Annotated in this window: 10 protein-coding genes; all 10 read right to left on the bottom strand. The window is 72.5% G+C overall.

What is annotated here, in order from left to right; all coding sequences use genetic code 11:
• Nucleotides 1-162 precede the first annotated feature (162 nt).
• Nucleotides 163-1,455: a hypothetical protein gene (locus HV824_RS31695; protein WP_176415585.1), complete on the bottom strand. Its 1,293-nt coding sequence runs from the start codon at nucleotides 1,453-1,455 to the stop codon at nucleotides 163-165.
• Nucleotides 1,452-1,763, bottom strand: coding sequence for a 4a-hydroxytetrahydrobiopterin dehydratase (locus HV824_RS31690; protein WP_176415586.1), 312 nt, complete (start codon nucleotides 1,761-1,763; stop codon nucleotides 1,452-1,454). The genes HV824_RS31695 and HV824_RS31690 overlap by 4 nt, the downstream gene beginning before the upstream one ends.
• Before the next feature lie 29 nt (nucleotides 1,764-1,792).
• Nucleotides 1,793-3,151 (bottom strand): hypothetical protein, encoded by a 1,359-nt coding sequence (locus HV824_RS31685; protein WP_217917917.1) that lies wholly within the window; start codon nucleotides 3,149-3,151, stop codon nucleotides 1,793-1,795.
• The gene (gene glpK, locus HV824_RS31680; protein WP_176415588.1) at nucleotides 3,151-4,641 is read right to left on the bottom strand and encodes a glycerol kinase GlpK; all 1,491 of its coding nucleotides are present in this window, start codon (nucleotides 4,639-4,641) and stop codon (nucleotides 3,151-3,153) included. The genes HV824_RS31685 and glpK overlap by 1 nt, the downstream gene beginning before the upstream one ends.
• Before the next feature lie 92 nt (nucleotides 4,642-4,733).
• The gene (locus HV824_RS31675; protein WP_176415589.1) at nucleotides 4,734-4,949 is read right to left on the bottom strand and encodes a hypothetical protein; all 216 of its coding nucleotides are present in this window, start codon (nucleotides 4,947-4,949) and stop codon (nucleotides 4,734-4,736) included.
• A 166-nt stretch (nucleotides 4,950-5,115) separates the two neighbouring features.
• Nucleotides 5,116-6,711 (bottom strand): hypothetical protein, encoded by a 1,596-nt coding sequence (locus HV824_RS31670; RefSeq protein ID WP_176424911.1) that lies wholly within the window; start codon nucleotides 6,709-6,711, stop codon nucleotides 5,116-5,118.
• A 163-nt stretch (nucleotides 6,712-6,874) separates the two neighbouring features.
• Nucleotides 6,875-7,750 carry a hypothetical protein gene (locus tag HV824_RS31665; RefSeq protein WP_255208499.1) on the bottom strand — a complete coding sequence of 292 codons (876 nt, stop codon included), beginning with the start codon at nucleotides 7,748-7,750 and terminating at the stop codon, nucleotides 6,875-6,877.
• A 189-nt stretch (nucleotides 7,751-7,939) separates the two neighbouring features.
• Nucleotides 7,940-9,178: a lipocalin-like domain-containing protein gene (locus HV824_RS31660; protein WP_176424910.1), complete on the bottom strand. Its 1,239-nt coding sequence runs from the start codon at nucleotides 9,176-9,178 to the stop codon at nucleotides 7,940-7,942.
• 3 nt (nucleotides 9,179-9,181) lie between these two features.
• On the bottom strand, nucleotides 9,182-11,722 hold the full coding sequence (locus HV824_RS31655) for an FtsX-like permease family protein (RefSeq protein WP_176424909.1): 2,541 nt from the start codon (nucleotides 11,720-11,722) through the stop codon (nucleotides 9,182-9,184).
• Nucleotides 11,719-12,433: ABC transporter ATP-binding protein (locus tag HV824_RS31650; RefSeq protein ID WP_176424908.1), on the bottom strand; the 715-nt coding region annotated here is incomplete at its 5' end. The genes HV824_RS31650 and HV824_RS31655, both read right to left, overlap by 4 nt.

Here is a 12,433-nt window from a genome sequence, read left to right as displayed (position 1 = left end):
ACCCAGCACCGCCATGCTCACGACGGTCCGGACCCACCGCCACCCTGGATGCATGAAGTCCCCCGCTCCGCCTAGCGGAGGGTCGACATGCGTGTCTGTGTCAGCAACACCCACTGGGGCGTCTGCCTGCCTGGCCGCCCATGGCCGTGCGCCCGGGGTGACTCAGCGCCAGAAGCCCACGGACAAGCCCACGTTGGTGTAGCGGCGCGCCAGGTCGAAGGAGGCCGTCACGGACCAGTCCTCCCAGTAGCGGAAGACGAACACCTCGAAGCCGCCGGTGACGTGGGGGCGCGCGGGCCGCTTGTCGAAGGGGGAGGGCTCCGCGTACGCGCCAGCCCGCAGCCGAATCATGCCCGGCACCGTGTCATGCTCCACACCGATGCGCGGCGCGAAGGAGGTGCCCTTGCCCACGGTGGCCTCGTCCGCCGTGGACGCGAAGGTGCGCGCGGGCACCGCGTTGTCCACGCTGGAGATGAGGTCCACCTGGGCGCTGATGAGCCAGCGTCCGGCGGGCGCCTCCAGGGGTTCGGCTTCCGGCACCGGCAGCGCGTCTCCTTCCACGAGCAGTTGCCGCCGCGCCGCGGGAGACAGGCGGTTGTAGCGCTCGGCCCCTTCTCCGAAGCGCCAGCTCGCTCCCACCGACAGTATGGCGGGCGACACCACCGCGCCGAAGAGGGTGCGGCCCGCCAGCTCCGGGACCTGGTCCTGCTCGCGCCGCCAGTCACCGACCACCTCGGGCCGCACCGTCACGCCCATGCGCCAGGGGCGCCCATGGGGCCGGTACAGGATGTCCACCGCCACGCCCGTGTCGCCGTAGCGCAGGTCCGTGCCTCCGGAGTCCAGCCGGAAGGAGGCTTGCGCCGCGTAGATGCCCAGCGCGAGGATGAAGTCGTCCTGGCCAAAGGACATGGCCCCCGCCAGCACCGACTGCGTGAGCGACACGCGGATGCGCTCACCCGGCCCCGCGCAGGCGACCGTGGCGCAGTAGGACACCACGCTGTTGCGCATCGCGAAGCCGATGCCGAAGCGCTTGTACTGGAGCAGCAGGCCGCCCAAGAGCTGCCGGCTGTCGTGGGACTCGTCGGGCTGTCCGTCGTTGTCCACGTCTCGCTTGCGCGAGCCGGTGAAGGGCAAATCCAGCCAGGACAGGGTGACGCCCAGGTCCCAGTCCTTCTCCAAGGCCGGCCCCCGGTGCGCCAGCGAGGCCAGGTTGCTGGGCAGCCCCGCGGCGCCCTCGGCGATGCCCACGTACGCGCCGCCCATCGCCACCATGCGCGCGGAGCCCAGCAGCGCGCCGGGGTTGAGGTACAGCCGCTCCGGGCGAGGCTCCAGCGGCGGGGGCGTCTGCTGCGCCCATGCCGCCGGCGTGGCGCCCAGCACCAGCGCGCACCCGAACGCTCTCCACCCCCCGCCACCGCGCCCCGTCGGACGCGCCACCGACCTGGAAGGACTCACCGCGCGCGCGTGGCCTCCGTGAAGAGCCGGTCCGCCTCGGTGGCCAGCGCGGTGTCGCGGTCGGTGAGGCCCCCGGCGTCGTGGGTGACGAGCGCCAGCGTCACCTTGCGCCAGCGGATGTCGATGTCCGGGTGGTGGTCCGCCTTCTCCGCCGCCTGCGCCACCTGCGCCACGAAGGCGATGCCGGCGAGGAAGGTGGGGGCCTCGAAGGTGCGGCGAATCATCCCGCCCTCGTGCTTCCACTCGGTGTGCAGCGAGAGGAAGGACTGGAGCGCCTCGGGGGCGAGCAGCGTGGGTTTGGATGCCATGGCCGCCTTTCTACCACCGCCGTCCATCGTCAAGGTGTGGACGGCCGCGCGTACACTTTCACGCCGTACAGAATGTTCCAGTGCTCCAGGTAGAAGTAGCGCCCGCTGACGAAGGGAGGCTGGCGCTCGTGAGGGGACGGCAGCAGCTCCAGGACGACGGTGCCCGTCTCCGCGCGCCAGCGGGGCACGGCGTAGGCAGCCGAGGCGCTCGTGGCCGCGGAAATCACGGGGACTCCGAAGCCCGTCGTCCGCAGCCGCCTGGCGCCCTGCGCCTGGAAGGAGGCGGTCATCTCCAGGACGCCCTCCAGGCGCAGGCGGCCGCTCGCCGCCGAGTACCGGAACAGCGCCATGCCCTCCGGGCCTGAGCCGGCGTGCGCCCACAGCACGCCCTCCTCGTGGCCCGCGGGCAGCCCGGGGACGCTTTGGCAGGGCTCGTCCGGGACGGGCCGCGGCGCGCCCGCGGCGTCGACCTGGAAGGGGCAGGCCTCGATGGCCATTGACGCAGGAGGCGGCGCCTCGGCGATGCGCACCACCAGCAGCCGCTCGCCCGCGCGTATCAGCAGCGAGGGCATGCCATCGTTGAAGGTGGCATGCCGTGATGGGGGGACGGGGGTGGAGCCCATGGCGCGCAGCCCCGCTCCTTCCGAGAAGGCGTAGCGGTGCAGCCGCGTGTCATCCAGCAGCAGCAGCTCGTTCGCGGTGGCGAGCCGAGCGTGGGGCGGCGCCTCGGCGGGCGCGCCCGTGGCGGGGAAGGGCGCCATGGCGGAGGTCGCCAGGGGCCCGCTTCCGGTGTCGACATAGCGGCGCACCTGCGCGGCCTCCGTCACCCACACCACGTCGTCTGCCACGACGGCGGGGGCGAAGTAGTCGCCCAGGGGCTGGGGTTCCTGGTCCGGCGCGCGCAGCGCCCGGCTGCCGCACAGCCACGTCCCCGACGACGTCCGGTCCACGCCGAGGCACTCCACCACGGTGGAGAGCTCCGCCAGGGGGGCCTGGGCGCCGTGGTCCTCCACCACGTAGAGGGAGGACTGGCGGACGCTGCCCACCGGCGCGAAGGAGACGACGAGGTGGTGGCGCCCCGTCTGCTCCGGTGTGAAGCGCACGATGGCGGACGAGCCATGCCCCCCCAGCTCCGCGGTGGCGGGGACCACGCGGTTCTGTGGGTCCCTCACCTCCACGGTGACGGACTGCGCCCGGTCCTCCCTCGCGGAGGCGCACTCGTTGAAGACGCCGGGGACGGTGAGCTCCAGCGGCTGGCCCACGCCCACCAGCGCGCTGTCGAAGAGGGGCGCTGGCGGGTGCTGCTCGCAGGGGCGCATGGGGCACCCCACCCCCGTGCCCACCGCCAGCAGCGCCGTCAGCAACCGAAGGGGGCGGGGCGCCCGCATCACGCGCGCTCCACGGCCCGCTTCCACTTGGCCAGGTGCCGCTCGCGGGCCTCCGGCTTCATCTTCGGCTTGAACGTCTTCTCCGCCTTCCACGCGCGGCGGATGGCGTCCGGGCTGTCCCAGATGCCGGCGCCCAGGCCGCCGAGGAACGCCGCGCCCAGGCTGGTCGTCTCCAGGTTGCGCGGGCGCACCAGCGGCACGCCCAGCACGTCCGCCTGGAACTGCATGAGGAGGTTGTTGGCCGCCGCGCCGCCGTCCGCCTTGAACACGGGGATGTCCCGCCCGCTGTCGCGGCGCATGGCCTCCGCCAGGTCATGAATCTGCAGCGCGATGCCCTCCAGCACCGCGCGCGCCATGTGGGCCACGGTGGTGGAGCGGTCCAGGCCGGCGAAGAGGCCGCGCGCTTCAGGACGCCAGTGCGGCGCGCCCAGGCCCGCCAGCGCGGGCACGAAGACGACGTCCCCGGAGTCCTTCACGCTGGCGGCCAGCGCCTCGATGTCCGGCGCGCGCTTGATGACCTTGAGCCCGTCGCGCATCCACTGCACCGCCGCGCCAGCGATGAAGCTGCTGCCCTCCAGCGCGTAGGTGGTGGTGCCGGTGCCGCCCAGCCGCCACGCCACGGTGGTGAGCAGGCCCGCCGACGAGCGCACCGGCTCCGAGCCGGTGTTCATCAACAGGAAGGCGCCGGTGCCATAGGTGCACTTGGATTCGCCGGGCTCGAAGCACGCCTGCCCGAAGAGCGCGGACTGCTGGTCACCCGCCATGCCCGCCACGGGGATGCCGTCCGGCAGGCTGCGCATGCCGCGCGTGGTGCCGTACACCTCCGCGGAGCCGCGAATCTGCGGCAGGCACGCGGCCGGGACGGACAGCAGCGCGCGCATCTCGTCGCTCCACTGGAGCGTCGTCAAATCCATCAACAGCGTGCGGCTGGCGTTGGACACGTCGGTGACGTGCGCCGCGCCGCCGGTGAGCTTGTAGACGAGCCAGGTGTCGATGGTGCCGAAGCACACGTCGCCCTTCTCCGCCTTCGCGCGCGCGCCCTTCAAGTGGTCGAACATCCACGTCAGCTTGGTGCCGGAGAAGTACGGGTCCACCACCAGCCCCGTCACCTCGCGCACGCGCGGCTCCACGCCCTGCTCCTTGAGCCGGCGGCACTGCTCGGCGGTGCGGCGGTCCTGCCAGACGATGGCGTGGGACAGCGGCTGTCCGCTGCCGCGCATCCACAGGCCCGTCGTCTCGCGCTGGTTGGTGATGCCGATGGCGGCGATGTCCTTGCCGCGAAGGCCCGCGTCCTTCAGCGCCCGGGCGATGCACCACTCACTGCTGGCCCAGATTTCATCCAGGTCGTGCTCCACCCAGGACGGCTTGGGGAAGTGTTGGGTGAACTCCTTGTAGGAGCGGCCCACCACCTGCAGCTTGGTGTCGAGGATGGAGACGTGCGTTCCAGTGGTGCCCTGGTCCAGGGCCAGGACGTACTTCGCCTTCGGCATGGGGTGTGCCCTCCCTATGGTGGATGCCAGCGGGGAGGGACCCTACTCCAGTCGGCGGGCCGGGCAGGCGAGCTTCCTGCCCGGCGGCGCGGCTAGTAGCCGGAGGCGCGCCGGTTCCCGAGCACCTTCCGGAGGCCGAACGCGGCCAGCCCGCCCAGGGCGATGCGGCCCAGCGAGCCACCGAGCAGGCCTCCCGAGGCCGCCCGGCCGCGGCCGTAACCCCGGCGTCCATACCTGCTCCGGCCGCGGCTCCATCCACCGAAGCCCGAGCTGCGACGATTCCCCAAGATGTTGCCCAGTAGCGACATGGTGGCTCCTCTGTTCGTCAATGCGTTGAAAGCCCCCGCCGGGCGGAGACGCCCCGCGAACGCGGAGTGCCCTCAAGTTGACGCTTCTCTCCGCCGGGGGCAGCCCTGGCCGGAGGAAGTGCCTCCCGCGCCCCTGGCAGGCACGGGAGGCAGCCAGGCGGTCTGCCTACTTCCCGCTGTAGATGCCAATGGCGCCGGGGCGGACGATGGTGCCCGCCGCGTCCCGCTGGGCGCTGAAGGCCACCAGCACCTTGCGGGTGTCACCGCTGCCCACCATCTGGATGTCCCAGACGGGCAGGGCGGACAGCCCCCCGAGCTCCCGGTTGTGGCTGCTGAGCTGTCCGTCGGGGTGCAGGCGCGTCAGGCCCCTGCCCCAGCGGTGGCCAACCCAGAGGCTGCCGTCGCGCGAGTCCAACTCCAGCGAGGAGATGTTGCGGTCGCCGTCGCCCTCCAGCAGGTAGCCCGTCACCAGCCCGGCGTCGTTCAGCTTCGCCAGGCCCCACGCGAAGCTGGACACCCAGACGGTGCCATCCGGCATCAGCACCAGGTCGCTCACCAGGTCGTCCTTGCGCTGCGCGTGGGTGGGGTACTGGGGCTCGGCCACGGCGTCCGGCCACAGGTCGATGCGGTTGGCGCGGTGCTTCTTCTCCTCGCTCTGCTTGCGCGCCGCCTCGAAGTTCCATGGGGCGCCGGTGCCTTCGTGGCCCACGGCGTTGGTCATGATCTTGAACCGCGTGGTCCGGATGTGCGTGCCCAGCCAGACGTCGCCGTCGGGCCGCACCGCCACGCCCCAGACGTCTCCGGCGAGCCGGCTGTCCTCGCTGGTGCCGTCGCCCATCGCGATGGCGGGGTGGATGTGCTCCATGACGCCGAACTTGCAGCGCTGGCGCTGCTCGCCCCCCGTGTAGACCCACGCGTTGGCGGCGACGACCTCGGCGTTGGAGCACGCCTCGCCACCCTGGTAGTCGGGCTCACCCCACGCCAGGCCGTGGTTGGACGCGAACCACAGGCTGTTGCGTGCCTTGTCCCAGACGATGCGGTTCACCGAGCAGAGCTTCTCGCGGTGGCCATAGCCGGGCACCGAGTGCGCGGGCGAGTGGAGGTCGTAGTGCACCACGCGGAGCGTCCCGTCGGCCTGGAGCTCCACGCGGTCCGCGTCACCGCTCTTGAAGATGGCGGGGTCCTCGAACACGCCGGGGGCCTTGTAGAACTCGCTCTCGCAGTTGGGCCGGCCCTCGTAGCCGACGAAGACGGTGTCCGCGGGGCCCCCCGTCACCGAGAGGACCTTGAGGTAGCGCGCTTCGGGCGCCGGGTCCTTGCCCTTCCACGGGGCCCAGGGCTTCAGGCCGTCCGCCAGGGTGTAGCAGCGCAGGGCGGTGGCGCCCGGACGTAGGAGGCACAGGCCGTCCTCGCCGCCCGCGACCCAGATGTTGCCGCCCTCGTCCTGGGTGACACCCAGCACCTCGCGAGGGCCGCCCTCGGCGGTGCCCCAGAAGCGCCAGCTCGCGTTGTCCTGTGGAATGGGTTCGCCGCCGTCGCCCACGGGGCCATTCGTGCCCGCGTCGGGCTCCACCGGCGGCGGGTCCTCGCCTTCGCCCGGCGGCGGGTCTCCCGGCTGCTCGAGTGGTGGTGGCTCGTTCTCGTCGCCAATCCCATCGTCCGTGGACGGCGGCGACTGGAGCTGCTCGCCGCCATGACAGCTCAGCAGCAACGTCAGCCCGAGCACGCCCGCCCACCACTTGCCCTGTTCAAGTCCGCTCATACCTGGGTCCGCCTCCGGAGTCTGTCTTTGGACGCGTCACTTCGCGTCCTGACTCCAGAGGCAAGCAAGGTGCCAGGGATTGAATGGCGAGCCTCGATGGGGGGAGGGAAAGGCAGAGGGAGCGGTAGGGCCCCGCGCTGCCCTCACGGGGAACCTGGACGCCTCACCCCCGGGGCCGTGCCGTGTGTCCGCTGGCCGCGGAGGACAGGGCGCGAGGCCTGCGCACGGGCGGGAGCGCGTCGGGGTCCACGTGGTGCGCCACGCAGCCGGGCCGGAGCCGCTCGAGCTTCCGGGCCTCCTGGAGTCCCAGGCCCGGGTTGCCGTCGAACCAGACCTCCCGCAGGTTCTTGAAGGCGGCCAGGATTTCGACGCCCTCCGCGCCCACGCGGGTCTGCACCAGCCGGAGTCTCGGGACGGCGCCGATGTCCGTCTGCTCCCGCAGCGTGTGCAGCATCGCCGTGTCGAACGCGCCGCCGAGCATCTGGAACTCCTCCGCCGGCGTCAGCGCGCTCAATAGCTCCATGTCCAGGAAGCTCGCGTCCCGTAGCACCAGCTCCCGCAGGTGGCCGTCGTCCCGCGTGTTGAGGCCGTAGACGAGCTCGCCCTTCAAGCCTCGTCGCTGGAGGCGTCCGTCGGGGAACCAGGACGTGTACTCACCGCCGTCCACGCGCATCTTGGGCTGCCCCGACACGTACCAGCGCTGCTCGGCCACCTCGGTGGCGAAGCCCCCCGCGTATTCCACCTCGGAGGTGCAGTAGCCGTTGCGCGTGAAGGCATGGGCGACGCCCGTGAAGGGCCGGCCCTGGAAGAGGCGGGGGCCGTAGTCCTCGGGCAGCTCCAGCAGCGCGCTGTTCACACGCAGCCCGCCTTCGGGCAGCGGGAGCCAGTCGGCGGAGGGGCCGGTGAGGACACCTTCCGAGACCGCCATCAGCGAGTCCAGCGTGCCGTCGTGCCTCAGGGAATACGCCAGGCCCGAGAAGAGCGCCTTGCCGTGCCGCAGCCTGCCGTCCACGCCTCGAATCAGAAAGCTTGCTCGCATCCGTTGCATGGTCCGCTCCCGTTCTCACCGGGCATGCGCCGGTGAAGGCCCCTGACACCTTCTTCGTGCCACTGGAGCGGAGGACCGGGCAATCCAGGCAGGCGGCAAAGCGTTTGCCCTGGCCGTTCGGCGATTCCGGCTGTCTGGAGTTGGCGAACGGGATGCCCCCGGGTTGGAGGCGAGGATTGGCTACCGGATGTTCCGCGGGGTTTCCGCATCCGGCGTGCCGCGCGCCTGGGACTCCCTGCGCCGCGCCGCCTGCGTGTCCGCGTAGCCCGTCAGCTCCACGTACCCGCGCCCCGTGACGGGCTGGCCCGCGCGCGTCCCTTCCAGGCCCACCGTGCCCTCCCAGTAGCGCACGGTGACGGGGAGCTCCTGGTCCGCCAGGCGCGGCGTCACGGTGAGGTCCAGGCCCAGCGAGTCCACCTGCATGCGCCAGCGTGACGGGTACTCGCCGCCACTGCGCGGGCTCTTCCAGGTGTCCAGCACCGTGAGCTGCATGTCGTCGCGGCCGACGTGCACCGCTTCACCCATGCCTTCGGGGGGCACCCACAGGCCGGAGCTGAACGCGTCCGGCGCGCCGTCCCGGTGACGGAGCTGGTAGTACATCAGCTCGCTGCCGTCGGAGAGCTGGAGCGAGAACCAATCCCAGCCCACCTGGTCCGCGCCGAGCGCGCTGGTGCTCCACTCGCGGTCCATCCAACTGTGGCCCGTCACCGGGTACGTGCGCCCGTCCACCCGCACCGTGCCGCGCGAGGGCATGCGCGTCATGGAGTAATAGTAGGACGCGTTGCCGCGCTCCGCGCTCTTCTGGCTCAGGCCCCGGTCACCATGGAGCACCGGCGGCTTGCCCGGCTCCATGAGCAGCTCCAGCGCCACGGTGTCCGTCTGCGCGCGCAGCCGCATGGGCCAGGTGGCCGGGCCCGCGCTGGCCGCCTCCCAGTCCTCCAGCCACACCTTGAAGGGGTGCGCGGCGGCGCCGGACAGCCCCAGCGCCACGCGGCTGAAGCGCTCCGAGGCGTGGAAGCCGCCACCGGCCACGTCCGTCACCGTGAAGTGACCCATGTAGACCTGGCTTGTGCCCCAGGCGGAGTCACGCGGCGCGGCCTCGGGGGCCAGCGCGTTGCGGAACAAGGTGAACTGGTAGCCGAAGGCGCGCCCGTCCTCGGTCTCCAGGTTGCCCGTCCAGTACCACCACTCCGTGCGGTACTCCGGGTGCGGGCCGTGGTCCTGGGGGAAGTGGAAGTCCCGGGGCTCCACCGCGCGCGCGTAGCCCTCCGTGCCGCCGCTCATGGCGCCGGCCACCGTCAGCGTGCCGCCCTGGCGCAGCGCGGGCAGGGGGCGCTCGCGAGTCACCGCCACCACCGCCGCCGCCAGTCCCACCAGCACCACCGCCGTCCCCACGATGAGTCCCCGGCCGTTGCTCATGTGTCACTCCTCCCGCAGCGCCAGCGCGGGATTGGCGCGCGCCATCTTCCAGGCGGGGTAGAGGCCCGCCAGCGCCGACGCCACCAGCGCCAGCACCACGGCCTGCACCAGCGTCTGGGGTGTCAGGGCCAGTTGCAGCGTCCAGCCGAAGGAGCGCTGGTTGATGACGTGCACCAGCACGTAGGCCAGCCCCACGCCCAGCGGCACGGAGAACAGCCCCGCCAGCAGCCCCAGCAGCCCTGTCTGCAGCGACACCAGCCCCCAGAGTTGCTCCGGCGTCAGGCCGGTGGCGCGCAGCACGGCGAACTCGCGCGCCCGCTCCAGTTGCAGCGCCATCAGCGCGCTCAGCACGCCCACGAAGGCCACGCCGATGGCGAGCAGCCGCAGCACCTGCGTAATCGTGAAGGTGCGGTCGAAGACGTCCAGGGACGCCTGTCGTAGCGAGCGGTTGGCGCGCACCAGCAGCGCCTGGGTGTCTCCGGCGCGCTCGCGCACCGAGGCCACCAGCGCGTCCACGTCCTGGCCGGGCGCCGCGTACAGCGCCACGCCGCTGATGCCCCGGTCGTCGAACCAGCGCTCGTAGGTGGTGCGTGGCATCAGCAGCGTGCCCACGTCGGAGCCGTAGTCGAAGTACACGCCCACCACGCGGAAGTCGCGGGGCCCCTGGTCCGTCGCCAGTCGCACGGTGTCCCCCTGGCCCACGTCGCGGTGGAAGCCGAAGGGCTCCGAGACGAGAATCGTGTCGGGCGAGGACTCCAGCTCGCGCCACGCCGTCTCCGCGTCTCCCTGCTTGAAGGTGTAGGGCCGCACCGGCGTGCGCGAGAAGTCGACGGCCATCAGGTCCGTGGGCACGCCGTCCACGCGCACGTTCGCCACGCGAAGGGTGCTGCTGCCCGCGACGCCCGGCGTGTCGCGCAGCGTCTCCGCCAGGCCGGGGAGCAGCGTCGCGCCTCCGCGCCGCGCCACGAGCGATGGCGGCGAGATGAACACGTCCGCCTGGAGCGAGGTGTCCAGCCACGACACCACCGTGCCCCGGAAGCTGGACACCATGAGGCCCACGCCCACCGTGGTGGCCACCGCCACCATCAGCGCCGCCAGCGCCACGGACGTGCGGCTGAGGCTGGTGTGTACGCCGCGCGCGGCCATGCGCCCCAGCAGGCCAAAGGCCAGGCCCAGCGGCCGCGCCGCCAGCGAGGACACCGTCTGCGTGGCCCAGGGCACCAGCAGCGCCGCGCCCAGCAGCACCGAGAAGAGTCCCCCGTAAGCGGGCAGCAGCGCCTGGGTCGGCCACCGCAGCAGCACGGCGCCCGCGGCCAGCACCCCGAGGCCCAGCAGCGCCAGCCGGGGCGCCCGTCCGCGCGACACGTCCTCCAGCGTGGACCTGCGCATCGTCGTCACCGGGGGCGAGCGCGCGGCCTCCCACGCGGGCACCAGCGCCGCCAGCAGCGTCGCGCCCAGCCCCAGCGCCAGGCCCTTGAACAGGGTGAAGGGCTCCAGCGCCAGCCGCCGCACGCTCACCACGAAGTACAAGTCATTGAGCGTCTGGGTGACGAGCTCCACCAGCCCTCGCGCCAGCAGCACACCCAGTAGCAGCCCCGCCACCGTCCCCGCCGCGCCCAGCACGGCCGCCTCGCCCAGCACCAGCGCGAAGAGCTCGCGGCGGGTGATGCCCACCGCGCGCAGGCGGCCCAAGAGGCCGCGCCGCTGCACCACGGAGAACGTCATGGTGTTGTAGATGAGGAACATCCCCACCACGAGCGCCAGCAGCGACAGCGCGGTGAGGTTGGTGCGGAAGGCCCGCGTCATCTGCTCCACCGTGCCTGCCCTCGCGGCGGCGCGCACCAGCTCCAGGCCTTGTGGCAGCGTGGCCGCCAGCGCCTGCGCCTGCGCGTCGCCGCCGGTCAGCCGCAGGTCCACGCGCGTCAGCCGGCCGGTGTGCCCCAGCAGCTCCTGCGCGGTGGACACGTCGGTGAGCACCAGCGCCTCCAGGGCCCGCGCCGTGTCCTCGTCCGCGGGCTCCAGCAGTCCCACCACGCGCAGCGGCTTCTCCAGTCCTTCCAGGCGCACCGGCAGCGCGTCGCCAGTGGACAGGCCCAGGGCGCGCGCGGCGCGGGCGCTCAGCATCACCGCGCCCGGCTCGGTGAGCAGCGCGCTCACGTTGCCCACCGCCTCGCCCCGGGCGTAGTCGCGGAACGGCCCTTCCACGAAGGGGTCCACGCCCAGCACGGTGAGCGTGCGCTTGTCGCCCACCGCCGCCTGGACGTAGCCCTCCACCACGGGCGCGGCCACGGGGGCGCCGGGGCGCACGCGCAGCGCCTGGTACACCGCCTCCGGCACGCCCGTGGAGCCGCCCACGAGCTGGTGCGTGGCGCGTCCGGCCACCGCGTCCGTGGAGCGCTCGAAGGCGCGCAGGGCGCTGCCGCTGGCCAGGTCGATGGACACCACCACCGCCACGCCCAGCGCGATGCCCAGCAGCGACAGGGCCGTCAGCCACGGGTGGCGGCCCAGGTGGCGCAGGCTGGAGCGGACCAGCAGCCCCTTCACAGGGCCTCCTTCATCACGCGGGTGGGCGTGTGCTCCACCTCCACCAACCGGCCGCCTTCCATCGTCAGGACGCGGTGGGCGCGGGCCACCAGGCCGGGCTCGTGGGTGACGACGAGCGCGCAGGTGTTGCCCTTCCGGGTCAGCGCCTCCAGCAGGTCCAGGACCTGCCGTCCCGTCGCCTCGTCGAGGTTGCCGGTGGGCTCGTCCGCCAGCAGCAGCGGCGGCTCATGCGCCAGCGCGCGGGCCACCGCGACGCGCTGCTGCTCTCCGCCGGACAGCCGGTCCGGAAAGCTGTTGGCGCGCGTGCCGAGCCCCACCTGTTCGAGCAACACCCGCGCCCGCGCGCTGGCCTCCGCGCCGCCATGGCCGTTGAGCTCCAGCGGCAGCCGCACGTTCTCCTCCACCGTCAGCGTGGGGAGCAGGTTGAAGGCCTGGAAGATGAAGCCGATGCGCTCGCGCCGCAGCAGCGTGCGCTCGCGCTCGTTCAGCCGTCCCAGGTCGCGGCCATCCACGCGGACCTCGCCCTGGCTGGGCAGGTCGATGCCGCTGATGAGGTTGAGCAGCGTGGACTTGCCCGAGCCGCTGCGCCCCAGCAGCACCACGAACTCGCCTCGGCGCAGGGAGAGCCGCACGCCGGAGAGCACCTCGCGCGTGGTGTCGCCTTCGGCGTAGGCCTTCGTGACGTCGCGCAGTTCGACCAGGGGCGGGGAG

This window comes from Myxococcus sp. AM009, from assembly GCF_013372605.1.
GTDB classification, from domain to species: domain Bacteria; phylum Myxococcota; class Myxococcia; order Myxococcales; family Myxococcaceae; genus Myxococcus; species Myxococcus vastator.
The sequence above is the reverse complement of the archived record's forward strand: the minus strand, read 5'-3'. Positions and strand labels throughout refer to the sequence as shown.

What these genes read in the sequence shown, in the direction of transcription:
- HV824_RS31690 (WP_176415586.1), bottom strand. Translation starts at nt 1,763, where the DNA reads ATGGCATCCAAACCCACGCTGCTCGCCCCCGAGGCGCTCCAGTCCTTC.
- HV824_RS31685 (WP_217917917.1), bottom strand. Translation starts at nt 3,151, where the DNA reads ATGCGGGCGCCCCGCCCCCTTCGGTTGCTGACGGCGCTGCTGGCGGTG.
- glpK (WP_176415588.1), bottom strand. Translation starts at nt 4,641, where the DNA reads ATGCCGAAGGCGAAGTACGTCCTGGCCCTGGACCAGGGCACCACTGGA.
- HV824_RS31675 (WP_176415589.1), bottom strand. Translation starts at nt 4,949, where the DNA reads ATGTCGCTACTGGGCAACATCTTGGGGAATCGTCGCAGCTCGGGCTTC.
- HV824_RS31670 (WP_176424911.1), bottom strand. Translation starts at nt 6,711, where the DNA reads ATGAGCGGACTTGAACAGGGCAAGTGGTGGGCGGGCGTGCTCGGGCTG.
- HV824_RS31665 (WP_255208499.1), bottom strand. Translation starts at nt 7,750, where the DNA reads ATGCGAGCAAGCTTTCTGATTCGAGGCGTGGACGGCAGGCTGCGGCAC.
- HV824_RS31660 (WP_176424910.1), bottom strand. Translation starts at nt 9,178, where the DNA reads ATGAGCAACGGCCGGGGACTCATCGTGGGGACGGCGGTGGTGCTGGTG.